Annotated in this window: 24 protein-coding genes and 2 pseudogenes; 15 read left to right on the forward strand and 11 right to left on the reverse strand. The window is 71.5% G+C overall.

Annotated elements, in window-relative coordinates:
- Positions 1-119: 119 nt before the first annotated feature.
- Positions 120-656, forward strand: a complete 537-nt coding sequence (locus tag OG871_RS37345) for a ferritin-like domain-containing protein (RefSeq protein ID WP_371502927.1) — start codon at positions 120-122, stop codon at positions 654-656.
- 107 nt (positions 657-763) lie between these two features.
- On the forward strand, positions 764-1,024 hold the full coding sequence (locus OG871_RS37350; RefSeq protein WP_371502929.1) for a DUF4235 domain-containing protein: 261 nt from the start codon (positions 764-766) through the stop codon (positions 1,022-1,024).
- A gap of 525 nt (positions 1,025-1,549) precedes the next feature.
- Here OG871_RS37350 and OG871_RS37355 read toward each other — a convergent pair.
- The 9 genes and pseudogenes from OG871_RS37355 to OG871_RS37395 all read right to left on the reverse strand — a co-directional run bounded on the left by OG871_RS37355 (position 1,550) and on the right by OG871_RS37395 (position 9,292).
- On the reverse strand, positions 1,550-1,804 hold the full coding sequence (locus OG871_RS37355) for a hypothetical protein (protein WP_371502930.1): 255 nt from the start codon (positions 1,802-1,804) through the stop codon (positions 1,550-1,552).
- 283 nt (positions 1,805-2,087) lie between these two features.
- Positions 2,088-2,492 (reverse strand): annotated as a pseudogene (locus OG871_RS37360) (transketolase); the annotation flags it as partial.
- Positions 2,493-2,834: 342 nt separating this feature from the next.
- Entirely contained in the window at positions 2,835-3,389 is a 555-nt protein-coding gene (locus tag OG871_RS37365) for a type 1 glutamine amidotransferase domain-containing protein (protein WP_371502931.1), read from the reverse strand.
- A gap of 772 nt (positions 3,390-4,161) precedes the next feature.
- Complete coding sequence (locus tag OG871_RS37370) at positions 4,162-4,686, reverse strand: DUF6328 family protein (protein ID WP_371502932.1); 525 nt, start codon at positions 4,684-4,686, stop codon at positions 4,162-4,164.
- Positions 4,687-4,755: 69 nt separating this feature from the next.
- Positions 4,756-4,950 carry a hypothetical protein gene (locus OG871_RS37375; protein ID WP_371502933.1) on the reverse strand — a complete coding sequence of 65 codons (195 nt, stop codon included), beginning with the start codon at positions 4,948-4,950 and terminating at the stop codon, positions 4,756-4,758.
- 551 nt (positions 4,951-5,501) lie between these two features.
- On the reverse strand, positions 5,502-6,038 hold the full coding sequence (locus tag OG871_RS37380; RefSeq protein WP_371502935.1) for a flavin reductase family protein: 537 nt from the start codon (positions 6,036-6,038) through the stop codon (positions 5,502-5,504).
- 72 nt (positions 6,039-6,110) lie between these two features.
- Positions 6,111-7,142: a YihY/virulence factor BrkB family protein gene (locus OG871_RS37385; RefSeq protein ID WP_371502936.1), complete on the reverse strand. Its 1,032-nt coding sequence runs from the start codon at positions 7,140-7,142 to the stop codon at positions 6,111-6,113.
- Between the two features lie 762 nt (positions 7,143-7,904).
- Positions 7,905-8,369, reverse strand: a pseudogene (locus OG871_RS37390) (SRPBCC family protein); the annotation flags it as partial.
- 107 nt (positions 8,370-8,476) lie between these two features.
- Entirely contained in the window at positions 8,477-9,292 is an 816-nt protein-coding gene (locus OG871_RS37395) for a CHAD domain-containing protein (protein WP_371502937.1), read from the reverse strand.
- Positions 9,293-9,654: 362 nt separating this feature from the next.
- Here OG871_RS37395 and OG871_RS37400 point away from each other — a divergent pair, with 362 nt between their 5' ends.
- Positions 9,655-9,972: a helix-turn-helix transcriptional regulator gene (locus OG871_RS37400; protein WP_371502938.1), complete on the forward strand. Its 318-nt coding sequence runs from the start codon at positions 9,655-9,657 to the stop codon at positions 9,970-9,972.
- A 647-nt stretch (positions 9,973-10,619) separates the two neighbouring features.
- Here the strand turns inward: OG871_RS37400 and OG871_RS37405 are convergent.
- Positions 10,620-10,826 carry a hypothetical protein gene (locus tag OG871_RS37405; protein WP_371502940.1) on the reverse strand — a complete coding sequence of 69 codons (207 nt, stop codon included), beginning with the start codon at positions 10,824-10,826 and terminating at the stop codon, positions 10,620-10,622.
- Between the two features lie 452 nt (positions 10,827-11,278).
- Here OG871_RS37405 and OG871_RS37410 point away from each other — a divergent pair, with 452 nt between their 5' ends.
- From OG871_RS37410 to OG871_RS37450, 9 genes are all read left to right on the forward strand, one after another.
- Positions 11,279-12,058 (forward strand): histone protein, encoded by a 780-nt coding sequence (locus tag OG871_RS37410; protein ID WP_371502942.1) that lies wholly within the window; start codon positions 11,279-11,281, stop codon positions 12,056-12,058.
- A 3-nt stretch (positions 12,059-12,061) separates the two neighbouring features.
- Positions 12,062-13,042: an SRPBCC family protein gene (locus OG871_RS37415; protein ID WP_371502944.1), complete on the forward strand. Its 981-nt coding sequence runs from the start codon at positions 12,062-12,064 to the stop codon at positions 13,040-13,042.
- A 307-nt stretch (positions 13,043-13,349) separates the two neighbouring features.
- Positions 13,350-14,063, forward strand: a complete 714-nt coding sequence (locus OG871_RS37420) for a hypothetical protein (protein WP_371502946.1) — start codon at positions 13,350-13,352, stop codon at positions 14,061-14,063.
- 528 nt (positions 14,064-14,591) lie between these two features.
- The gene (locus tag OG871_RS37425) at positions 14,592-14,915 is read left to right on the forward strand and encodes a plasmid stabilization protein (protein ID WP_371502947.1); all 324 of its coding nucleotides are present in this window, start codon (positions 14,592-14,594) and stop codon (positions 14,913-14,915) included.
- 40 nt (positions 14,916-14,955) lie between these two features.
- The gene (locus tag OG871_RS37430) at positions 14,956-15,324 is read left to right on the forward strand and encodes a low affinity iron permease family protein (RefSeq protein WP_371502949.1); all 369 of its coding nucleotides are present in this window, start codon (positions 14,956-14,958) and stop codon (positions 15,322-15,324) included.
- Between the two features lie 31 nt (positions 15,325-15,355).
- Positions 15,356-15,883, forward strand: a complete 528-nt coding sequence (locus OG871_RS37435) for a hypothetical protein (protein ID WP_371502951.1) — start codon at positions 15,356-15,358, stop codon at positions 15,881-15,883.
- Positions 15,884-16,454: 571 nt separating this feature from the next.
- On the forward strand, positions 16,455-16,931 hold the full coding sequence (locus OG871_RS37440) for a ferritin-like domain-containing protein (RefSeq protein ID WP_371503519.1): 477 nt from the start codon (positions 16,455-16,457) through the stop codon (positions 16,929-16,931).
- A gap of 139 nt (positions 16,932-17,070) precedes the next feature.
- Positions 17,071-17,253 carry a hypothetical protein gene (locus tag OG871_RS37445; RefSeq protein WP_371502953.1) on the forward strand — a complete coding sequence of 61 codons (183 nt, stop codon included), beginning with the start codon at positions 17,071-17,073 and terminating at the stop codon, positions 17,251-17,253.
- A 376-nt stretch (positions 17,254-17,629) separates the two neighbouring features.
- Positions 17,630-18,268, forward strand: a complete 639-nt coding sequence (locus tag OG871_RS37450; protein WP_371502954.1) for an endonuclease — start codon at positions 17,630-17,632, stop codon at positions 18,266-18,268.
- 855 nt (positions 18,269-19,123) lie between these two features.
- On the opposite strand, the gene OG871_RS37455 is transcribed toward OG871_RS37450, so the two are convergent.
- Entirely contained in the window at positions 19,124-19,414 is a 291-nt protein-coding gene (locus OG871_RS37455) for a hypothetical protein (protein ID WP_371502955.1), read from the reverse strand.
- A gap of 936 nt (positions 19,415-20,350) precedes the next feature.
- Between OG871_RS37455 and OG871_RS37460 the strand changes: the two genes are divergently transcribed.
- The 3 genes from OG871_RS37460 to OG871_RS37470 all read left to right on the forward strand — a co-directional run bounded on the left by OG871_RS37460 (position 20,351) and on the right by OG871_RS37470 (position 23,019).
- Entirely contained in the window at positions 20,351-21,463 is a 1,113-nt protein-coding gene (locus OG871_RS37460) for a DUF6236 family protein (RefSeq protein WP_371502957.1), read from the forward strand.
- Positions 21,464-21,622: 159 nt separating this feature from the next.
- Positions 21,623-22,777 carry an anion permease gene (locus tag OG871_RS37465; protein ID WP_371502958.1) on the forward strand — a complete coding sequence of 385 codons (1,155 nt, stop codon included), beginning with the start codon at positions 21,623-21,625 and terminating at the stop codon, positions 22,775-22,777.
- The gene (locus OG871_RS37470) at positions 22,774-23,019 is read left to right on the forward strand and encodes a hypothetical protein (RefSeq protein WP_371502960.1); all 246 of its coding nucleotides are present in this window, start codon (positions 22,774-22,776) and stop codon (positions 23,017-23,019) included. Before OG871_RS37465 ends, OG871_RS37470 begins: the two co-directional genes overlap by 4 nt.
- The last annotated feature ends 105 nt before the right edge of the window (positions 23,020-23,124 follow it).

Consider the following 23,124-nt stretch of genomic DNA (forward strand, 5'->3'; position numbering starts at 1 on the left):
CGGCCGCTTCTCGGCGGTCCTGCTGCGAACCGGTGGCGGCGGCCCTCGGCGGGCATGACACGTCCCGGCACAGGGAAGACGTGCGCGGAACACTCATCCCCCAACCCTGGGAGCACAGCATGGCAGGCGACGACTTCGTCATCGACGTGACGCGGATCCGGGAGGAGGCCCGGCAGAAGATGGCCGACGGCGCCGTGACCAGCACCTACGGCCTGGACACGCAGAAGGTGATCGCCGTTCTGAACGACGTGGTCGCCACCGAGGTGGTGTGCTGGCTGCGGTACACGCGGCACGCGATCTCCGCGACCGGCATCGACCGTGCCCAGGTCGCGGCCGAGTTCACCGAGCACGCCGCAGCCGAGATGCAGCATGCCCTGCGGGCCGCCGGGCGGATCGCCCAGCTCGGCGGGCAGCCCGACTTCGACCCCGCCACCCTCGTCCGGCGCGCCCACACCGACTACACCGCGCCGGACGAGAAGGACCTCAAGGCCATGTTGGAGCACAACCTGCTGGCCGAGCGGATCGTCATCTCCAGTTACCAGGAGATCGCCCGCTGGCTCGGTGACCACGACCCCACCACCCGCCGCCTCATCGAATCCATCCTCGAAGAGGAGGAGGGGCACGCGGACGACCTCACCGACCTGCTGGCCATCTGACCCACCCGGTCAAATGCCCTTCGCGGATTGGCCTTTCCGTTATCGGACACACGCGCAGCGGAGGCCGGAAAGCCGACCGGCGGCGGGCCACTTGTGAGGAGAGTGCGATGGTAGGAATCCTGTACAAGCCGCTCGGCCTGGTGTTCGGGGCTTTCGGCGGGGTGATCGCGGGCGCTGTGTTCAGGCGTGTGTGGGCGCTCCTCGGGCATGAGGGCGACGCGCCGCATGCCACCGACCGGGACCGCACCTGGAAAGAGGTGCTGGCGGCTGCTGCCCTGCAAGGAGCGGTCTTCGCCCTCGTCAAGGCCGCGATCGACCGAGGCGGCGCGGTCGGCGCCCGCCGGCTGACCGGTACCTGGCCCGACTGACGCCGCGCGCCCGGGCGGCCTGAGCTTCCCCCGCTGCGCGGGAGGTGCTGATTACTGAGGTTTTCATTGTGTTGTCGGTGGTGACAGGTAGTGATCCCTGCGGTATGCCGGTGGTATGCGGTACGCGCAGGGTGGGATGACAGAGGCTCCCTTCTCACGGCCCATCAGGCCATGTCCGGCAACCTTCCGCACCTCGGGGGAACCTCAGCCTGTCCGCCGTTCGGGGCCGTGGCACTGCCTATCGTGGCGCCGATGGCGTACAGGCTGGCTGTCGCGCGCAGCGGCGGGTTGCGCTCTCTGCCTGATTCGGGCGATCTTGCTGCGGTCTGGGCATGCAAGCAGCGCCTCCTGGTGATTCGTGGGTGCGAAGCCGCACGAGTGACAAGGCCCTGTTGCCGTAGGCCAACAGCTTCTCACCGCGGAGCGCCTGGTGATGGCCCGGACCGTCCCGTAGCTGCTCGCTGGACCGGCATCCTTGACGGACGGCGCCGCCACGCTCGGCCGCGCCAGACAACCGGGCCAGGATCAGCCACCGATGTCCAGAACTGCGACACGCGTCGCGCGCCCGCCGTCGAATTCCAGCGTGACGGCCAGCACAGGCTGCAGCCAGCGCACCACCGAGCGCGCGCCGGGATGGGGCGGGCGAAGGCGCTGGGCAATCGACGGGCCGAGCGTCGCCTGCTCCTCGCTGGACAGCTCGTCCGTCACCAGCCGACGACCGGCCGTCCGGATCACCAGGAGCCGCCGCTCCGTGTCATCGGAACCCTCCATGACGCCCACGACCCAGCCCCTCACCTCTACCCTCTCCCCCCGTGCGTCGGTCTCTCTCTACGAGAATGCCGCCGGCGCGCCGGACAGGCTCCCGTCGCCGGCGACGCGGACCAGCCCCCACATCCGGCGGGCGAGCAACGCTCGACAGTCCGACGCACGATGGAAGGACAGTTCACTTCGGAGCCACCGGCACGGCCCTGACCATCCCGGTCTCCGGCCCACAACAGACTCACCCATGCGAGGCCCCGATGCCTGCTCGAACGCCGACGCAAACCCTGGGCATCTACCTGAACACCCCGGGGGTGTGCCGGTGCTCGGGGTGGCCCGGGTTGGCCGAACCCCAGGTCCGCAGTGCCTGGAGATCGGCGAGTTCCAGCCCGTAGCCGGTGAGGTAGAGCTGGATGCAGAGCGTGAGGCTGGTGTGCCCGCACGACAGGACGAAGCGGTCCCGCCCCAGCCACCGGTCGTCCGCCGGGTCGTGGCGCAGGACGCGCTGAAACAGCAGGTGGGCCAGCGGCGCCAGACTCATCGCCGTCCCGGAATGGCCGTTGCCGGTCCGCTGCACGGCGTCGGCCGCCAGCAGACGTGCGGTGTCGACGGCGTGTACGTCCAGTTCGCTCCAGCCGGCGCGTTCGGCCACCGGGGGGCCAGGGACTGGTGGCGCATCGGCGGCTGGGCGGTGGGCGGTGTCATGGATGTCCTCGCAGGGCTGGCGGACGGATGGGGTGGCGGACGGCCGATCGGGCCGCCTGTGCGACCGCCAGCGCCTACCGGCGGGCGGGCGGGTACCGGCGATGTGGCCCAGTCGCCATCGTCGAGGCGCGGGACCCGGTCTTCGAGCGCCTCGGCGAGCAGCGGCGGACGGCGAGCGGGCGGGGGCGGCGCCGCTCGGACTTCGTCGACCTCGATCTCTGCCCGTGGTCCTTCGGGGAGCGGCACGGACCGGGTGAACGGCTGGGCCGCCGTCGGGCCGGGAGCGGGGACCGGATCGCTCGTCCAGGTGGTCCCACGGACCGCCTGCCCGCCTGCCGAGTGCCGGCTATGCGTCGGCGAACACGGTGACGAGTGCTTCGCCGAAAGCGGGGAGGTCGCCCGGCTTGCGGCTGGTGATCAGGGTGTTGGGTCCGGTGGTGCAGACCCGGACCTCCTGGTCGGTCCAGTGGGCGCCGGCATTGGTCAGGTCGGTGCGCAGGCTCGGCCAGGAGGTGAGGTTGCGTCCGCGCACCGCGTCGGCCTCGATCAAGGTCCATGGGGCGTGGCAGATCGCGGCGACGGGCTTCCCGGCATCGAAGAACGACCGGGTGAAGTCCACCGCCGCGGGGTTCAGCCGCAGGGCGTCCGGGTTGGCCACACCTCCGGGCAGTACCAGGGCGTCGTAGTCGTCGGCCGAGACGTTCCCGACGACGTCGTCGACACCGAAGGTGTCGCCGCGGTCCAGGTGGTTGAAGGCCTGGATCCTGCCGCTTCGTGTGGACACCAGACGTGGCGCGCCTCCCGCTTCCCGGACGGCTTGCCACGGCTCGGTGAGCTCAACCTGCTCGGTGCCTTCGGGTGCGACCAGGAATGCGATTGTCCTGCCCTGCAGGGTGACCATGGGAAATCCTTTGTTCGTACGGGGGCGATCGACGGCGTGTCCAGCCTGTGCGTCGCGCAGCTCGCCGCCGACCGACCTTCACCGGCGGCGCCCCTGCCGTGGCCGGTCCGTCGAGATGAGCTGCCGGTGCGTTGGCGAGGACGGCACTCAGGGTGCCTGGGCATCGGCCGTCGGTGGCTGGGAGCCCTGGTCGTCCTCCGCCTTGGCCCGGCCGGGAGGCGTAGCCCCTCCTCCGGGGATGCACCGGGGCGCCTACCCCGAACGTAGTTCCCGATGCGCTCGCATGCCCGTGAGGGCGCGGCCGCGGCCCCCTTCGGTCGGACGTGAGGCGCCGACCCGGTAGGCGCAACCCGGTCAGGGAGAGCCCACGGACGCCCGAGGCCCGCAAGGTCCTCGACCTCCGATCGGGTGAGGCGCGTGCGTCGGGCGCCCGGGCGGCCACGAGGTCGACGCGAGGAACAACCGCCGCCGGCCAGGGACGTTGTCCGCCGCGATGTTGTACGCGGGTCGCCACGACGGCACGCGAGCGCCGCCCGACCCGCTCACCGGGACGCCGGACGCCTGGTCCGTGGACGGCGGTCGCGTCCTGGAGACCTCCGGCCCGAGCTCGCCGCCTGCGACGACGCCGGCCCGGCCGAACCCGCTCTCGTGGTACCCAGGACGGTACGGTCCGCCGACACCGCGAGCTGTACCACCGGGACCGGGCGGTCCCGCCGACACCGTTGCCGACGCACTGCGCTCCGGTGGCTCGCCCGTGCGGAGGGCGTCCGGTTCACCGTGCGGCTCCGGGGTGCTCGGCGCTGCGCAGGACGAGGTAGGGGAGCAGCAGCCACGAAGTGGCGAACCAGCCCGAGACGGCGGCGCTGACGGCCCAGGCGACGGTGGGGCTGCCGGTGGCCGTCCGCAGCAGGAGCAGCATGGCGCAGCTGATGGTGAGGGCGAGCAGGGCCAGGCCGAGGCCGACCATACGGGAGGCCGTCCGGACGAGGGCGGGTTTCAGGTTGTGGCCGGCCAGGAAGCGGTGGAACGACACCGGCGCGATGAGGCTGGCGGTGGCGCAGGCGCCGAGGGTGACGGTGATGACGTAGAGGTTCTTGTCGAAGGCCCCGAGGTTCGCGAAGACCGGGGTGAAGGCGACGCTGACGAGGAAGCCGAAGAGGATCTGGGCGCCGGTCTGCGCGACGCGTACCTCTTGGAGCACGTCGGTCCAGAGGCGGTCGGCCTGTTGCTGGGGCGTCTCGTCGCGGCCCGGTCCCCCGCCACGGTCGGGCGGTGAGGGGTTCGGGGTGTGGTCCAACCGTCTCGTCTCCTTCGGCGGGGGAGTGCCGGGGTGCGCTGCCCGTGGTGGCCGGAGCGGTGCGCTGGGTCAGGCGTGCGGGGACCAGTAGGTCTCCATCCGGGCCGCGCCGTATGCGATTTCCGCCCAGGGGCCGGGGATGGTCAGGACGACGACGCCGGCGGTGTGGAATCCGGTCTCCTCCAGACGGGCTCGCAGGTCGTCCGTCCCGCTGCCGGTGAGGCCCAGGGCCAGGTCGAGGATTCCGGGATTGCGGCCGACCACCGCCACAGGGTGGCGGCTTCCTCCGGGAGTTGCCCGAGCCGGGCGAGGAGAGTGTGGGGTTCGGCCCGGTAGAGGCTCTCCTCGAAGGCGGCCGGAGGCGGTTCGGGCAACTCGGCGGCGATCAGCTCCCAGGTCTGCCGGGTGCGCACCGAGGTCGACACCAGCACTCGGTCCAGGGCCGGGCCCGGCGAGCCATCGGCCGGTGAGGGGGGCGTCCCGCCTGCCGCGGTGGGTCAGGGGCCGCTCGTGGTCGGGGTGCGCGGTCTGCGGTCTCGGTTCCGCCTTCGCGTGCCGAACCAGCACGATCCTGTGCATCGGCTCTGCGCTCACGTCGGTCCCTCCGCCCTTGGGGTACCCGCCGGGTCCGAGGCTACTGGCGAGCCCGGGGGGATGCCGGGAGCCTCGGCGTAGTGGTGGCCGTGCCGTCCGGGTACCGCGGCACGAACCGTGAGGAGCGGGGGCATGCCGGCCAGCAGGGTCCACCGGATGGGAGCCGACGGGCGATTGCGGAGTGCGCTCCTCGCGCGCGTTGCTGGTGCCGCACGGCTGCCTCAGGCGGGGTGGCCGGCGTCGATGTCCGCCACGTGGCGGTAGGACAGCACCGGCACCGACGTGCGGGGGGCGTGGACCGCGACCGGGGCCAGCAGCAGCCCGGTGTGGTCGCCCCAGCCCTCGACTCGGTCGAGCACCCGGCCGGCGAACCAGGCCGGGGCCTCGGCGAGGACCGGCACGCCGTGCGGCCCGTCGTACCACTCGACCCGGGCGAACTTGTCGGTGTCATCGCCGCTACGGCCGCCGAACAGCTCGGCCAGCCGGTGCTCGGGCGGCAGCAGGTGGACGGCAAGAATGTCGGCCGCCAGCGCCGCGGCATGGGTGTGGTTGGCTCGGGAGATCCACACCACGAAGCGCGCGGGATGGATCGAGCACTGTCCGGCGAACCCCACCAGGCAGCCCGTCGGCTCGGGGACGGCGGCGGTGACCACATACACCGGATAGTCGAGCAGGGCGGCGAAGGCGTCGAAGTCGCCGACGGTCCGGCGCCCCGCGGCTTGGAGGTGCTCTGCGGACAACCTCGGCGGATCGGCCATGACGGACCTCCTGCGCTCGCCGTTCCGCCGAGCGCCTGCCCGGTTCGTCGGCAGCCACACCGCCGCGCACCCTCAGGACCGGTCAGATCGGTCGCGGTCCTGCGCGGCCCCGCCGGGCTCCGGTGGCCCGTTCGGCTCCAGCGACCCGTCCGGCTCGCTGAAGGAGACGTCCACCCGCTGCTCAGGGCGGCGTTCCTCCTGCCGGGCGACGGCCGACAGGACCTCCTCGTCCGCCTCGGTGAGGGGCGGCTGCAGGAGGCTGCGCGGCCACAGCCGGTGGAAGAGCACCGTGTTCGTCTCGGCAGCGCACACGGTGATCTGCGCGGTGAGGTAGATCCAGGAGAGCAGGCCGATCACGGTCGCGAAGAAGCCGTAGACCTGCCCGGCGTGCCGCAGCTCGTGGGTGACCAGCAGCGATCCGAAGGCCTGGAGGACGGTGAACAACGGCCCGGCGAGCACGCAGCCGGGCCACAGCGCCCTGGTGGGAATCTCCTTCGGGGTGAGCACCCGGAAGCAGGCCAGACACAGGGCGGCATTCAGCACGGCGGAGACGACCAGGCCGCCGACGCGGGCGGGCGTCCCGGCCAGGGTGGAGCCGACCAGCGCGCCCGCCGCGGTGGTCAGCACCAGCCCGGCGGTGAGAACCGCGAACAGCAGCAGGCTGCGGCCCAGTCTGGGCCAGTAGCCCGGCCGTTGCACCCCGGGGACGTTCCAGATCTCGGCCATCGCGTGCTGGAGCACCTGCGCGATGCCGAGGGCACCGTACAGCAGCCCGAGCACGCCGATGACCAGCGCCAGCCCGCTGCCCTGGAGGGAGTGGACGTTCTGGCGCAGCTGGTCGCCGATGATCGGGAAGTCGGCGAGCGCGGAGTCGAGCACCGCCTGCTGGGCGCCGGGGTGGCCGTTCAGTACGAAGCCGAGGGCGGTACTGAGCAGGAGCAGCAATGGGATCAGGGCCACGAATCCGTAGTAGGTGATCAGCGCGGCGAGCAGCCCGCCGCGGTCGTCGCCGTACTTCTTGACGACCCCGACGACCAGGCCCACGGCGCGCCGGCGCTGCTGGACACTGTCGACCGCGCGCAGGGTTCGTTCGATCGGATTCACGTCGGTGCGTCTGCCCGCTGGCGCCGGGTCGACACGCGGTGGGCGGTGCCGGTCTGGCGCCCGGCGACCGTGCGTTGGCCGCGGCCGAAGCGGGGCACCCGCTCCGGCGGCAGAAACGGCGACTGCGCGTGAGGCGGCACGATGGACCGGTGGGAACAGGCGGCACTGCACGGGGTCGACGGCGGGCTGCGCGGCGGCTGCGAGCCGGGGGCTCTGCTGCCCCGGTTCGGGCCCGGCCTGCGGACCCGGGTCTGGGAGGCGGTCTGTGGTGTACGGGTCGGCACGCTGCTGATGGCAGGCCCGGACTCCTGCCGCCGGGACTGCTGGTGGCAGGCCTGCGGACATGGCAGACCGTCAAGTGCAGACGCATGGGGCCCGTCCCGGCATCACCGTGGTCGGACGGGTGCAGGGCCGGTCAGACCGGGAGCGCGCCGATGGTAGGGACGACCGTGCCGTACAGGTTGTGGAGAGCGGGGGCGGGCAGGACCGAGCGTTGCTCCTTGCCGCAGCGGCGAGAAGCCACCACCCCAGGGCCGGTGTTTGCGGGGGCGTACCTCGTACCGGACTGCCGACGAGGCCGGACCTGCGGCGCGTACCCGCGAAGAGCAGGCCCGGCCCCGGTGCCCACGGGGACGGTCAGCCGTGCCGGAGGTCGTCCCGGTCGGGCATGGGCGGTGCGCCCTCTCCGGTCATCCGGGCCTGGGGCCGTTCGCGCATCGGCGCGTCGCCGATTCCGGCGGGCCCGCCGCCCGTGCGGGCGGTGGAGCTGCCCTCAGGTGCCAGCCGGCCGCGCCAGCCGCCGGTCTCGCGGCCCCGCTCCTCGATGAATCCCTTGAACCGCTTGAGGTCGCCCATGACCTGGCGGTCCAGCACCCCGAAAAGAGCTCCGGCCTTCTCGGCCAGGCCCTGCGGTTCGAGATCCATCGCCAGGCTCACGCGGGTGTGAGCGTCGTCCAAGCGCTGGAACGTGACGACCCCCACCTGGTGGACGTCGCCGCCCACCGTGCGCCAGGAGATCCGCTCGTCGGGGAGCTGATCGACGATCTCGGTGTCGAACTCGCGGCGGGCGCCGGCGACCTTCGTCGTCCAGTGGCAGTGCCGGTCGTCGGTCTGGCGGACCTCCTCCACTCCGTCCATGAAGCGCGGGAACTCCTCGAACTGCGTCCACTGGTTGTAGACGCTGTGCAGCGGGACCTCCACGTCGATGAACTCCTTCACCGTGCTCACGACCGTCTCCTTCCGCATCGACAGGCCGGACATTCCGTGCCACCGAGCGCCTGCCCCCGTTCGGCGGGACCTAACGGACCGACGGAGCGGGGTCGGCCGAGATCGTGTCAGGTGAGCCGGGCGAGGTGCGGCTTGCTCACGCGTCGGCGCAGTGCAGGCAGCCGGCGCTCGGCCTCCTCGGCGTCCCGCTGCTGCATCGCGTAGAGAACGCCGCTGGTGAAAGCATGATCGGTGCCCTCTCCCGGGCGGTCCAGCAGGGCCTGCCGGGCCACGACGGTGTGCCCGCCGAGCACACGCTGGAGCTGCTTCATCCGCTTCTCGAACTTCCGAGCGCGTTTCGGGGCGGTGGGGCGGGCCGCCTCGGCCGCGTAGCGTGCCCGTTTGGCCGCGTTGCGGGCGTCGTGCAGTGCGGCGTCGCGGGTGGGCCCGGAACCGAGTCCGAGGGCGGTGTCGAGCCGCTTGAGGGTGCGCCGCTGTTCGTGGCGCAGCGTTCGGGACAGCCGCCTGCGCGGCTTGTTCCGGTCGGCCCGAGCGGTGAGTGGGGGATCGGCGGCGCATGCCTCCAGCTCGTTCAGCAGGCTGTGATAGCGCACGCTGCTGAGGTCGCGGATCACCTGCTCCCAGGCGTGCCGGTAGGCGCGGGCGTAGTGCGCCGAGACGTCGCTGCGCGAGGAGCCGCGCCGAAGCTGGTCGGGCAGGGCGTCCAGGGAGGTGCTCTCCCCGCACCTCCTGGTCCCGCGCGCTGCCCAGCGATCTCCGAGCCAGCGGATCTCGGTGGCCATCGCGTCGGTGCGGCTGCGATCGAAGAGCCGGTGATGAGCCTTGAGGGTGCTCCGCAGCCGCCGGGCCGTGACGCGCATCCGGTGCACCGTGTCCGGCTCGTCGAGGCGGACGCTCGGGTCGAGGGTGAGCAGCTCGTCCACCAGCTCCCTACGTTCTCGTCCACCAGCTCCCTACGTTGACGACCGCCGGCACCGGGTCGATCCGCATGGCGTCGCGCCCTCGGCAGGGTGTTGATGCCTGCGCAGTCGCAGAGCGTGATGGCGCGCGTCGTCGCGTTCGACGCGGGCGGGCGCAGGGGCCGGGATTGGGTTGGGGCGCGCGCCCCCCGAACGTCGCCGCGGAGTCGAGTCGATCGGGATCGACGGGACATGGCGGGCGCTTCTCCCGCGAGAGCGGGAACCTGGCAATTCGCTCGTCCGCTGTCGCCGAAACGCCTATCAAGAATACCGGAATATAGTTGCGCGCATTGCCCTGCCGGAATGATCGATCGTACGATGAGGTCATGGAGTCCAACCTCGACCGGCGCCCGACGTGGACGTTCCTGACCAACCACGCCAGGGTGCTCTCGTTGATCGCCCGTGACCCGGATGTCCGGCTGCGTGATGTCGCCGCGGCCTGTCATCTCACCGAGCGAGCGGTGCAGGGGATCGTCGCCGACCTCGAGGCGGAGGGATATCTCACCCACACCCGGGAAGGGCGCCGCAACCGCTACCGCATCACCCCCGACACCCGGCTGCGGCACCCCGCCGAATCCGATCGGACGGTCGCCTCGCTGCTCCACCTCCTTTTGGACGACCTGAACCGCTCCCCGGCGAGCTGATGCCGTTCGACTCACGCTTCGGGCGTCGATCTGGGGTAGCCGCGCATCGTGCTCCCAGAGGAGTTCCTCCTGCTGGACCCCGGTCGGCGGCAGGCCGGTGGAGCGTGCCGAGCGGATGTGGGCCGGCTGCGAACTCTAGCCGTCCACGCGGGAGGGAGAGGTGCAGCGCGAGTTCCTTCAATCCCAAACTGGAAGTGGCCACAACGGTCTGCGACGAGCTGAAGGACGTGGGCGAGCATCTCCTGCGTTGCGGCACGCCCTCGGCGCGGCGCTGCCGACGCCGAAGGATGCCGACTCGTCCCCCGGCGCCGCACCGTTCCCGCCCCCGGTCCCGGTGACGGCGTTCGCTCGCTACCGAACCATGCACCACGACGCAGCCCAGCCCGGCTGGCGGACGAGCAACTGATCACTGGCATGCACGTTCGTGTGGGCGTCCCCGGCCGGGCGGTTCGGCCGCTGGCCGATCAGCGGCCCGCCGCCGGAGTTCGTCGGCGGGGGCGACTGCGGCCGGCGCATCCGAGCCTTGTCGGCCTGACCAGCGACACCGGCCAGTTCTACTTGCTGGCGCGGCTCTCCGGGCACTATCCGACGGTGAAGTGCGGGCGAGCTGGTTCGGTGCGCGCAGCGGCGGCCGCCGTCGGTTCGTGTCAGTCCGGTCGGTCCGCCTCAGCATCATCCTGCTCATCCTGCTCGGCCAGGTCCCGATTTTCCTTCTGCTCGGCAACCGGTGCGCCGGCGCGGACGGTCTTCACCTGGTGGTCCGGCTCCGGCGACCGATGCTCCTGCCGGTCGTCGAAATCGCTGTCGTGCTGACCGGGTACTCCGCCCGACCCGCCCTGGGGGATGTCGTCCATCAGTCCTCCTCCATGCTGGCTGCAGGGCGCCTGCCCGAGTGTGGGGGAGCCAAACGGTGACGCCCCATGCCACGCGCGCGAACAGGGGGACAGCTGCTCGGCGGGCTCGAGCGCCAAGACGGACTCGGCTGAGCGCCCCAGCAGTTCGGCGAGCTGCCCGGGGAGGCGGTGGGGTGTGGGATGCCGATCTGAGTTCGTATGCGTTTCCCCTCGTGAATACACCGATTTTTCGGCTCGCCTGCCGGTGAGAATCTCCGGCTCGGGAGGCTGAGAATTCCTCAACTCACCTGGAGGATAAGTGTGTTGATGGAGCGAATCGCCGCGGCGGCGTCGCCCGTGGAGTCGGTTGCGCCGTCGGTCCGGCGGTCGGAAACGCGATCCGCACGGTGTTCGGTTTCGTTCGCCGGAGGGCGGCTAGACGCAATCTCCAGGGGTGCCGGAAAGGATGACCCATGAATGACATCACCAAAGTGGCTCTGGCGGCCGCGGTCGCCGGCGGCTACGTGCTGGGCCGCGCCAAGAAGGGGCGGCTCGCATTCGCCGCCGCGACGTATCTCGCGGGCCGGCGGTTCGGGCTCGATCCGCGCCAGCTTGCCACCGAAGGGTTGCGACGACTCGGCGGAGTCCCGCAGGTGGCCGAGTTGAACGAGCAGGTCAGGGGAGAGCTGCTCGACGCCGGCAAACACGCGGTGGCCGCGGCGGCCGACCGTCGCATCGAAGAGCTTGCGGACTCCCTGCGGGAGCGCGCCCTGAGGGTAGGCAAGCCGAAGGCGCAGGAGGAGCCCGAGGAAGGCTCGTACGAGGACGAGGAGCCGCCGGAGGAGGACACGTACGACGAGGAGGAGGCGCAGTACGAGGAGGAGGCAGAGGACGCCGGGGAGCCCGAGGAGGAGCCCGAGGACGAAGAGGAGGAGGACCCGCCGGCACCACACAGCGAACGCGCGCCGCGCCGCCGCCGATCCGACTCCGCTGCGGACGAACGGCCGCGCCCGCGCTCCTCACGGCCGGCGCCCAAGGCGGAATCGAAGTCCCCGGCCGCGCGCAGGCCGGCGAAGAAGGCAGCCGCGCCGGCGAAGAAGTCCGCGCCCGCGAAACGGTCGTCGACCCGCGCCACCACGTCCAAGACCAGTGCTGCCAAGACCACCGCGAAGCGGGCCGCCGCGCCGGCGAAGAAGAGCGCGGCCAAGAAGGCCGCCGCCAAGCCGGCCACGCGCTCCACCAGGCGGAGGTAGACCATGGCCACGACGGAACAGGAGTCCCCCGAGGTCTCGGGTCTCGACCGGCTTCGCGAAGAGGCCGTCCACTACCTCGGTGCCCAGCTGGAGAACCTCGTCGAGAAGGCCGGCGACAAGGTCTCCGACATCACCGGACAGCTAGGTGACGTCGCCGAGAGCGGCGGCGTGCTGCCGAAGGTGGGCGCGCGCGTCCTGCAGGGCGACTCGCCGGCCAAGGCGTTCCTCGGCGAGAAGGCGAAGAGCATCAAGGACAGCGTCGTCGACAAGGTCAAGGGCGCCTTTGGCGGCGGTAAGGCCGGTCGCAAGGCCGGCAAGAAGACGATGAACATCGTCGAGACCCTCGACGTCGGCGTGCCCGTGCGGACCGCGTACGACCACTGGACCCAGTACGAGGACTTCAGCGGCTTCGCCAAAGGCGTCCAGGACGTCTCGCAGGGCGACGAAGTGACCACCGACTGGAAGGTCAAGGTCGGGCCCTCGAAGCGCAGCTTCAAGGCGACCGTCCAGGAACAGGTGCCGGACGAGCGCATCGTGTGGACCTCCCAGGGCGCCAAGGGCAGCACCCGAGGGGCCGTGAGCTTCCACGAGCTCACCCCGAACCTGACGCGCATCGTCCTGGTGGTCGAGTACTACCCCTCGGGCTTCTTCGAGAAGACCGGAAACATCTGGCGCGCCCAGGGCCGCCGCCTGCGCCTGGACTTCAAGAACTTCCAGCGGCACGTCTCCCTCACCAACGACGAGGCCGAGGGCTGGCGCGGCGAGATCCGCGACGGCGAGGTCGTCCGCACCCACGACGAAGCCATGGAGGACGAGGCCGCAGAGAGCGACCAGGACGCGGACGGGTACGAGGAGGAGCATCCGGAGGACCTGGTGGAGGACGAGGACGAGGACTACGACGACGCGGACTATGAGGACGGCGAGCCCGAGGGCGACGACGAGGGCTACGACGACGAGGCGCGCGACGCGGAGGACGATGAGTGATTGCGCTACACCGTCAGAGCCGGGATGGGGGCAGCGCTCGGGAACCGGTCGGCAGTGCTTCACGGCCAAGGCTCGGTCGGCGGGTGAGCTGGTGCGCGCGGTGACCGAAGCCTCGGCCGCCTCCGGTCACACCGTCGCGCCTGCGGACTCTCCCTCACCGGTGGCACACGCGCTGAAGCACTGAGCGAGTGTCCGGCGCCACGGCCACCTTTCCCCGGCCTTACCCGGCAACGCCTACTCCACCGGCATCAAGAAGCACGGGCCGGGTCTGCGTGCGTGCGGCATGTACCTGGCAGGAAGGCGGCCGGTGGACGATCCTGGTCGGGGAGATGTGTCGCAGGCGGGGGCGGCGGGTGGTGACGGCCTGTTGGGTGCGGTGCTGGAGGCCTCGCACGAAGCCGCGCCGCAAGACCTCCCCGCCCTGGTCCACGAGGCCTGGCGGGGACTGGGCCTGACGGGGGCGAAGGTGTTCCTGGCGGATCTGCAACAACGGCTGCCGGTGCCGCTGCCCGATCCGCAGCCGCGGGAGCCGGCGCAAGCGTTGGAGGTGGACGGCACGCTGGCCGGGCGAGCACACCGGATGCGACGCACCGAGACGACCGCCGGGCCGCCGGCCGTCGGGTGGATCCCGCTGGTGGACGGGATCGAACGGATCGGTGTGCTGCGGATCGAAGCCGATACGCTGGTGGCGCCGTTGCCGGCCCGCGCCTGCGCACTCGCCTCGCTGGTGACCCTGGTCGTCGTGTCGACGAGCACTTTCAGCGACGTGCTCGTCCGTACGGTCCGCCCCGAGGCCCGGCCGTCGGCCGGCTCCTCGGCCCGGCGCGGTACGTCGGCGTCTCCGCGCCCGCGTCGCGGGCAGCCGCAGCCGCAGCCGCAGCCGGAACGAGTGACGTGCATGGGCACGGGCCACCGTCTGCGCGATCTGATCGTCGCCGGCCGCGCCACTCCGTCCTTCGCGCTGAGGCCCGCAGAACTGGCCGCCTCACGGGGTGGCGGTAGGGATTGGCGCAACGGATGACGGGTAGACGCGCGCCGCAACGATCGGCCGAAAGGAATTCTGATCATGGGCTCTGCTCTCGTGCCGCACGACCTCGACATCCCTCCCCAATCGCTGTCCGATCCCCCGTCCCCTTCACGCCCACTGGATCCGGTCGACCCGCCCGACCCGGCTCGGCCGCCGAGGCCACCGGACCCGCCGGAGCCGCCCGGCGTACCCGTCCCGCCCCCGGAGCCGCCCGGGCCGAGGCCGCAGCCGAGCGGCCCTGGCCCGCAGCCCGCCGTGCCTGAGCCTCCGGACTGAACGCAGGGCACGCGATACGAGGGCCGAGGGGCGGATGTCCGCGGTGAGTGGGCCGTCGGAGTGAAATCCTGCGCGACTGGCGACGCCCCCGCTGTGGGCGTCGCCGTGTACGCCAGGCGGACGCGATGACGGGCGCCCACAGCGCGGGGTCGGGAAACTCGTAGCGTCGCCGCGACCGGACGGCGGTGTGAGCAGCCGTAGGCGGGTAGACGCTCGTCGAACCGACCGACACGCAGGAGGCACGCAATGCCGCGCGGATCGAGTCCCAAACGGGAACGCCAGTACGAACACATCAAGGAGAGTGCCGAGGACCGCGGTGAGAGTCCCAGGCGAGCCAAGGAGATCGCGGCCCGGACCGTCAACAAGGAGCGGGCCCGGCACGGAGAGTCCAGGACCGCCAGCCGCTCCTCCACCCACGACATGTCCTCCGCCCGCCGAGGCGGGCAGCGCTCCCACGCCGGCTCCCAGGGACCGACCTTCGACCAGCTCTACAACGAAGCCAAGCAGCGCAACATCAAGGGCCGCTCCACGATGAACAAGAAGCAGCTCGCCAGCGCACTCGGGCACTGACGATGTCGGCGCCGAGGCGGCGGGCGGCAGGGAGAGCGGCATGACCCTCTCCCATCCCGCCGACCGCAGCGACGGCGAGCGCGGCCGGTTCGAGCGGCTTGCCGAGGCGGCTTCCAACCTCACCAGCTCGCCGGCCTTCTCCCTGTTCTGCGTCCTGCTGGTGGCCGCGTTCATCGCCGTCCACGCGGCCCGCCTGTCGGCGGAGTGGCAGATCCTCGCGGGCGACACCATGACCGCGATCACGCTGCTCCTGCTGGCGTTGCTCAAGAACTCCGAGCGCCGCGCCGAGCACGCTCTCCAGCGCAAGCTCGACGCGATCGCCGCGGCCCTCCTGGAGCAGAACGAAGGCCACCAGGGGGACGCTCACGAAGAACTGCGGAAGGCGATCCGCATGGAAGAGCGGCTCTGACCCTCCCGAATGCCCCGCCCAAGGACGCGTGATGTCTCCTCAACTTCTGGACCAGCCACTGAGCATCTACCTCAACGACCACCTCACCGGGGCCTTCGGTGGCGCCGCACTCGCCCACCGGATGGCAGACACCCACGCCGACAGCAGGCGGGCCAGCGAGTTGCGCTCGCTGGCCAGGGAGGTGGAGGAGGACCGGGACGAACTCGTACGGATCATGAACCGGCTCGGTGTGCCCGTGCGCCGCTACCGCACCTGGCTCGGCATTGCAGGCGAGCGGGTCGCCCGGCTCAAGCCCAACGGCACCTTGGTGCACCGCGCTCCGCTCTCCGACCTGATCGAACTCGAAGCGATGCGCACCGGCGTCGAGGGGAAGGCCGCGCTGTGGCGGGCACTTCGCGCCATCGCCGACCAGGACCCGCGCCTTGATCCGGACGACCTCGACCGTCTCACCCGGCGCGCGGCGGACCAGGCACGCACGCTCAACGGCTGGCACCGGGCGGTCAGCGCCTCGGTACTCGCCAGTGGCGGCGCGAGGTCCCGGCCCACGGCTCCCCGGTGAGTTGTGCGACCGCAGGGAGTGCACTGTGGTCGCCGATCGCCGATCGCCGATCGCCGATCGCCGTTCGCCAAGCCGGTCGGCGAGCCGGGCGCCTACCTGGCCCGGCTCGGCATCCACCGCGGCGGGATCGGCGTCCCGCCTGCTGGTAAGGCGGTGCGCGCGCCTCGGATTCGGCGGCTCCCGCGGTGTAGCTGTACAGCGCGCCACTCCTCCGGCCCCCTATCCAGGCGCGAGGTGGCCGACGGCTGTGTGACCTACCTCTGGCACGGCAGTGTCTTCCGCCTGCCGGCTGGAACGTGGGCGGGCCGGACACACGCCGCAGCCGCGCTTCACCCGCAGGGACGGCGACGGCACCCTGCAGGCGCGCCTGCCCGATGCCGGTTGAGCCCTGCGAAGGCGCCCACCGGTAGCTCTACTGCGAACCGGTGGCCTCCGGCGTCAGGCGCTATTACGCCGCCCGCCGCACGGTAGGCGTGGCCGGTCAGTTCTTCTCGGACGTTGGGAGCACACCGTGGCAGGCGACGACTTCGTCATCGACGTGAGCCGGATCCGGGACGAGGCCCGGCAGAAGATGTCCGAGGGTGCGGTGACCAGCACCTACGGCCTGGACACGCAGAAGGTGATTGACGTCCTGAACGACGTGGTGGCGACCGAGGTGGTCTGTTGGCTGCGCTACACCCGGCACGCCATCTCCGCCACCGGCATCGACCGCGCCCAGGTGGCGGCCGAGTTCACCGAACACGCGGCGGAGGAGATGCAGCACGCCCTGCGGGCCGCCGGGCGGATCGCCCAGCTCGGAGGCGAACCGGACTTCGACCCCTCCACCCTCGCCCGACGGGCCCACACCGACTACACCGCGCCGGACGAGAAGGACCTCAAGGCCATGCTCGAGCACAATCTGCTGGCCGAACGGATCGTCATCTCCACCTACCAGGAGATCGCCCGCTGGCTCGGCGACCACGACCCCACGACCCGCCGCCTGATCGAATCCATCCTCGAGGAGGAGGAAGAGCACGCCGACGACCTCACCGACCTCCTGGCCTCCTGATCGCCACGCAGGGACGCATGGACGCAGGGACGCGGGCGCGTGCCGGGGCCAGCCGGGCGCAGTCGATTGACCGCGTGTGCTTTGGGCAGGCGCACCGCAGCCGCCGCTCTGCGGCTGCCCCGCACCAGGAGGAGGCACCATGAACGAGTTCGACCGGGAACGCGCCCACCGGAAGGCCGACGACCTGCCGCACCTCAAGGACGAGGCCGACGAGACGAACACCGAACACCTCCAGCGGGCCCGGCGGGTCCAGAAGGACAGCCGCAGCGCCGACCGTGACCGGACGACGACCGACGGGGGCCCTCGGCTGCACGAGGAGTGACCCCCTCGCCGGTCTCGGCGAGGATGCCCCTGACCCGCTCGACGGTGGAACGGCTCCGCAGGGCGTGGGCCACTGCATCCCTGGTCCGCAACCGAAGCCAGCTCCACCGGTCTCTTCCCGACCTGGCCACCACCGGTTCGCGCGGTCTGAACGTCCAAGTGTGGCTGGACCGCCGCGCACCCTCCGACCAGGGCCGAGTGTTCGCCCACGACCTCGCCGCCGTCCTCTGCGCCCGCCATCCCGGAGCCGGCTCACCGCGCCGGCCGGCAGGGAATGAGGCGGGGAGTACCTGGGCCGGGCGCTTCGACGATTGCTTCGAGGGCCATCGGGCAGACGCCCGGGCACAAGTCGCCCGCGGACCGGGAAGGGGCGCCCGATGAAGACCGAAGAGCTGACGGCGCGGCTGCTGCGCGAGTACGGGACGACCTACGCCGACCAGGTGGGTATCAAGCTCCGCGACACGCCCGCGCCGCTGTACCAGCTGCTGGTGCTCACGGTGCTCTGCTCGATCCGGATCAAGGCCGACACGGCCACCGCTGCCGCCGGGCAACTGTTCCGGGCGGGGCTGCGCACCCCTCGGGCCATGGCGGACTCCGGCTGGCAGGACCGAGTGGACGCACTGGGCCGGGCCCACTACGTCCGGTACGACGAGAGCACCGCGACCGCGCTCGGCAGGGGCGCCAAGCTGGTGCTGGAGCGCTGGAAGGGCGATCTGCGCGGGCTGCGCCGGGAGGCAGACGGAGACCGGGCCACGCTGCGGGAACTGCTGCAGGAGATCCCCAGGATCGGCCCGGTGGGCGCGGACATCTTCTGCCGCGAGGCTCAGCTGGTCTGGCCGGAGCTGCGCCCGTACTTCGACGAGCGGACCTGCGGGACGGCGGCCTCGCTCGGGCTGCCGCACACCCCGCGCGGGCTGGGTGAGCTGGTTCCGGCGAAGGAACTGGCCCGGCTGGCCGCCGCGCTGGTCCGCGCCCGCCTCGCCAAGGACGCGGTGAGGGAACTGCGCGCCGCCTGAGCACGGCCCGGCCGGTGGTCGCGCGTACGCGGGTCACTCGTCGGAGCCGCCCTGCTCCGCCACGATGCGGTCGAGGTCCCGCTCCAGGGTCCGGGCCCGGGCGCGGTCGTTGCTGTCGGCGTCCACGATGTCGAGGAGCACTTGGTCGAAGGCCGGACACTCGTGAGCACGCCGCCGGACCCAACCTCGGTATCCGGGAGTGATCGTAGCCGAGCACAGGGTGGCCGAGCACGGCCCGCGAGAGCCTCCAGCGTGGGGTGGGCACCCGCTACCGGTCCCGTTGAAACGCTGCCGGTCCGGGCACCCGAGCGGGTAGAGGCATCGAGAGCCGGAAGGTGGGCGTCGATGGAGGTCCCGGCGACCCGGAGGTCCGCCGACCGCTCCGCCGCCGCGGCGTCCTCCGCCGTCGGCGCGGACGGCCAGAGAGGGCCAGGCGTCGCCAAGGACGTGCTCGTTGAATGCCTCGCCGGTGCAGGTGCAGGTGCAGGTTCAGGTGCCGGCGCCGAAGCGGGAGCCGCCCCGGGTCGGCGTGCGGGAGGTGGCGACGGGTGGTGACGGCAGGGTGAATCCGCATGATCGGGCAGGACACCAGGCGCCCGCAGCCATCGCTGTGGCCCCGATGGGAAGGCCGCAGGGTTAGCCGCCTTCTTCACCTGGTCAGCGTCGTCAAGGTCCTCCCTGGCCCCGCCTCCGGAGCCCTCGCCTCACGCCACCACCACGCGTAGCGCCGGACTACCGGACCGCCGGTCCCGCAGGCGAAGCTGCGACCCGCGCTCCGGACGCCAGCGGGCGATTCGGAATTCCGGCCCGTGGTCGCACCCATCGGGTGTATGCTCACCGGCTTGCGAATCTGAGTCAGGCGCGGTGGAGGTACCCGTACAGCGCGGGCGGCGACTTCAAGCCCAGCACAGTGGACAGCACTGCGCGCGGCTCAGCCGGCACCGGCTCGCGTGTCGCCGCAGACGCGGACGAGGCGAGTACGTTCGCCGCTTCGGACAGCTCTCCGGCTGTGTCATCCAACGCGGCCCAGTTCCCGGCGTCCACCGCGTGCGAGCAGCGCTCCACCAGCGTGAGGACGCGTGCGTAGCGCTCGCCGAGTTGCTCGGCGACTGGTGTCGGCTGATCCTGCGGCTGGTCATCAGTCATGCCCCGACCGTAGTGGGGCCCCAAGTGACCGGCCACTGGGCGAGACGGTGCGTCCGCACCGTCTGCGAACGAGGCCCGCGAGCGAACGCGCTCGGCCACCCTCGCCGGCCCGCTGTCATCGGCCTGGCCACGTGTTCTCCGTGGAGCATTCGGCTCACTCTGTGGGCGGCTCCGCCGTGGGGGCCTGGACTGGTGGGAAGACGAATCGAGGAGGTGCCGCCCGATGGCGGTCATCATCGTGCACGAGGCACAGGGTGGGACCAGGGAGCAGTACGAGCAGGTCACGGAGCGGCTGAGTGGCGGCAAGGGCGATCTGAGGTCGCGGGGCGACTGGCCTGCGCCAGGCCTGCTCTCCCACGCGGCCGGCCCGGATGTACCGCTACGCGTCGGGAGGGAAGGCGTCCTTGGCGTGGGCAGCGCGACCGGTCCTGCCAGGGCAGACTTGCACATCGCCATTTGCTTCGTGAAGTCGGCCTCATATCTTTGTGCTCCTCGCTGAGGATCGAACGTGTCTGGCCCGGCAGTGCACTTGGACAGTCGTGCGGCCGGGAGGCGGCCTCTGGCTGGCTCCGGCCGCCATTGGCCGGCGCTGGACGATTGCGGGCGTCCGGGCCGGGCGGCCCCGCACATCGCCGAGCACCGCGAGCAGCGGCGAGACATCGTCCGGAGACGGGGAGACGTCGAACGGGTCAGGCACTACGAAGTAGCCCTCGGCGTCGAAAGGCAGTTCGCCGAGGCTGTGCTTCCCGCTTGCCAACGGTGTGCTTCTCGGCGCCATGTCCACCGGAGCGCCGTTTTCACACCACCACCGTCGGCGCCGACGGTCCGTCTCTTCGGATGGGTCGGGCCCGTCGCTGATTCTCTGTCCGCCCCGGCTGGGCAGAATGACTCAGAGGTGCCAGTCGGGTGTGCGGCTGGCTGGGGGAGGAGTGGACCGTGCGAGAGATTGCCCTGTACTACCCGTACATCCAATTCCGAGACGAGCGGTGGCTCAAAGCCGCGGCGCTGTACTGGCCGAGGATGGCTCGTGTGATCCCGGACGGGTATCCGGTGGCCGACACGGACACCGTCCGTGTGCTCACCGACGAGCTCGGGTTCATCGTCCCGGTGCCTCCGGATGCTGCCGCCCGGGCTGTGGCGCCGCTCTTCCTCGGGATCCTGAATGCACACCAGGACCGCCTGGTGACTGCGCTGGAAGGACCCCTGGCCCGCGCGGCGGCGGTGCATCGCGACGAGATGGAGGCGGGCCTGCGCGATGCGCTGACCAGCGCCGGGCTGGCCGTCGAAACCGTCAGCTTCGCGCCCGGCGGCGGCCCGCCGCTTCCCTGGGTGACCATGCATCCACGCCTGGCGTGGATCTACAAGTGCGTTCTGAGCGCACAGGTCGCCGAGATGGGACACTTCACACCCACCACCGACCAGAGCGAGGCCCACCTCCAGGCCCGTAGGTGGTCCGGTGATCGCCTCCTCTCGGCACTGACGGGTACGCCACAGGACGACGTCGCACGGCCCGACCCGGCGGACGCTGTGGGGCTGCTGGCGATCCGTACCGTGTTACCCCGCGATCTGAACGCGGTTGCAGCCGGCAGGATCGCGGCCGTACGCCGTCGCCACCGGGCGGAGTTCGAGGCCTTTCATGCCGCCGTCGGAGAGGCTGTCGACCTGTTGCGCGACCGACTGGCCGACGTCTCCCTGCCCGTCGCACAAGCGCAATACACCGCGCTCGAAGTCGAACGCCGCTTCGAGACACCGCTCATGGACTTACGCAAAGCACTGAAGAGCGCACGAATCAACTCCATGTTCAGTGCGGCCAACCTCAAGTTCGAACTGCCGGCAGGACTTGCCGCGGCCGGCGGCGGCGCACTCGCCGGACAGCCGCTCATCGGCGCCGCCGCCGGCGCCGCCTTCGGACTGTCAGCCCTCCGCCAGGCGGCCAGTCAGGACCGGAACAGTCTCCGCAGCGCCTCCCCCGCCGCCAGCTACCTCCTCAGCGTCGAACCGGCCCTCGCCCCCCGTTCGCTCCTGCGCCACCTCACCCTGCGCGGGTGAAGACCCGCGGCGAGAGGCGCTCCATGAGGGTCAGTACGGCGAGTCTGGGCGAAGTTCGGGCCGCCGGTGTTGGTCCGACCGGATGACGGGTCTGCGCCGCGCGGCGTGCCGGGTCGCCGCAGAACCTGGGCGGATCGGGCGACGGGCTAGGTTCGGCCCGTGACCGGCAACGACGTGGTCCTCGCGCTGGTGGTCGCCACCGCCCTGGGCTTCGACTTCACCAACGGCTTCCACGACACCGGAAACGCCATGGCGACCTCGATCGTCACCGGAGCCCTCCCCCCGCGCGTCGCGGTCGCCGTCTCGGCGGTGCTGAACCTGGTCGGCGCGTTCCTGTCGACCGCCGTCGCGGCGACCATCGCCAGCGGCCTGGTCGACAGCCACGACGTGACCCTGACCGTGATCTGCGCCGGTCTGGCCGGCAGTATCCTGTGGAACCTGACCACCTGGTACTTCGGCATCCCCTCCAGTTCCTCGCACGCGCTGATCGGCGGCGTGGTCGGGGCGACACTGGCGGCGGCCGGCGCCTCGGCCGTCAAGTGGCAGGGCCTGGTCTCCAAGGTGATCGTGCCCGCAGCCCTGTCGCCGTTCATCGCCGGCGCGGTGGCCGCGGTCGGCACCGTCCTGGTCTATCGCCTCACCCGCGGCGTGCCCGAACGCCCGCGCGGGCACGGTTTCCGGATCGGCCAGGTCGGCTCGGCCTCCATGGTCTCACTCGCCCACGGCACCAACGACGCGCAGAAGACCATGGGCGTCATCACCCTGGCCCTGATCGCCAACGGCTCCCTGCAGGCCGGGGCGAGCGCCCCGACCTGGGTGATCGCCTCCTGTGCGCTGGCGATCGCCCTGGGCACCTACATCGGTGGCTGGCGGGTGATCCGGGCGCTGGGCAAGGGGCTGGTGGAGATCGAGTCGCCACAGGGGATGGCGAGCGAGTCGGCTTCGGCCGCCGTGATCCTGTCCTCCACCAACTTCGGCTACTCGCTCTCCACCACCCACGTGGCCACCGGGTCGATCCTCGGCTCGGGGGTCGGCAAGAAAGGCGCCGTGGTGCGCTGGCACATCGCCCGCCGCATGGTGGCCGCCTGGGCGCTCACCCTGCCCGCCTCCGCGGTGGTCGGCGCGGTGGCCTACTGGGCCGCGAACGGGATCGGCGGGACCGCCGGCGTGGTGGTGATCTTCATCGCGCTGGTGCTCGCCTCGGTGGCCTTCTTCGCCGCCTCCCGCCACCCGGCCGTGACACCGGAGAACGTCAACGCCGCATGGACCGGTTCGGTGGTCCCGGGGTGCGCCGCGGACGAGGAGCACCCGTGAACTCCTGGATCAACCTGAACGCGCTCTGGAAGATCGTCGTGGTGGGCCTGCTCACCGGCGCCGGCCTGCCCGCGCTGTTCGCCCTCGGCCTGCGTCTGCTCAACCCGCCCATCCCCGGGGGTGAGCCGTCCGCGGACCGGCCCACCGCCGGGCCCGTCGGCTACACCCTGGCCGGACTGTGCTTCGCGGTGGTGCTGGCAGCGATCGGCTGGGGCATCTCCGTCATCGTCAGCCACAGCTGACCGTCGGGGTGCGGGCCCGCCAGCCGGGCAACGCGATCGGTTCTCGTCCGACCGGGTGAGCCCATGCCTGCCCCCCCCCGGGGTGGCGCTACCCGCTCTTCGGCC

Source organism: Kitasatospora sp. NBC_00374 (assembly GCF_041434935.1).
In the GTDB taxonomy this organism is placed as follows: domain Bacteria; phylum Actinomycetota; class Actinomycetes; order Streptomycetales; family Streptomycetaceae; genus Kitasatospora.

Coding starts and splice junctions, on each gene's coding strand:
- OG871_RS37345 (WP_371502927.1), top strand. CDS start 120: ATGGCAGGCGACGACTTCGTCATCGACGTGACGCGGATCCGGGAGGAG.
- OG871_RS37350 (WP_371502929.1), top strand. CDS start 764: ATGGTAGGAATCCTGTACAAGCCGCTCGGCCTGGTGTTCGGGGCTTTC.
- OG871_RS37365 (WP_371502931.1), bottom strand. CDS start 3,389: ATGGTCACCCTGCAGGGCAGGACAATCGCATTCCTGGTCGCACCCGAA.
- OG871_RS37380 (WP_371502935.1), bottom strand. CDS start 6,038: ATGGCCGATCCGCCGAGGTTGTCCGCAGAGCACCTCCAAGCCGCGGGG.
- OG871_RS37400 (WP_371502938.1), top strand. CDS start 9,655: ATGGAGTCCAACCTCGACCGGCGCCCGACGTGGACGTTCCTGACCAAC.
- OG871_RS37405 (WP_371502940.1), bottom strand. CDS start 10,826: ATGGACGACATCCCCCAGGGCGGGTCGGGCGGAGTACCCGGTCAGCAC.
- OG871_RS37410 (WP_371502942.1), top strand. CDS start 11,279: ATGAATGACATCACCAAAGTGGCTCTGGCGGCCGCGGTCGCCGGCGGC.
- OG871_RS37415 (WP_371502944.1), top strand. CDS start 12,062: ATGGCCACGACGGAACAGGAGTCCCCCGAGGTCTCGGGTCTCGACCGG.
- OG871_RS37425 (WP_371502947.1), top strand. CDS start 14,592: ATGCCGCGCGGATCGAGTCCCAAACGGGAACGCCAGTACGAACACATC.
- OG871_RS37430 (WP_371502949.1), top strand. CDS start 14,956: ATGACCCTCTCCCATCCCGCCGACCGCAGCGACGGCGAGCGCGGCCGG.
- OG871_RS37435 (WP_371502951.1), top strand. CDS start 15,356: ATGTCTCCTCAACTTCTGGACCAGCCACTGAGCATCTACCTCAACGAC.
- OG871_RS37440 (WP_371503519.1), top strand. CDS start 16,455: ATGTCCGAGGGTGCGGTGACCAGCACCTACGGCCTGGACACGCAGAAG.
- OG871_RS37445 (WP_371502953.1), top strand. CDS start 17,071: ATGAACGAGTTCGACCGGGAACGCGCCCACCGGAAGGCCGACGACCTG.
- OG871_RS37450 (WP_371502954.1), top strand. CDS start 17,630: ATGAAGACCGAAGAGCTGACGGCGCGGCTGCTGCGCGAGTACGGGACG.
- OG871_RS37455 (WP_371502955.1), bottom strand. CDS start 19,414: ATGACTGATGACCAGCCGCAGGATCAGCCGACACCAGTCGCCGAGCAA.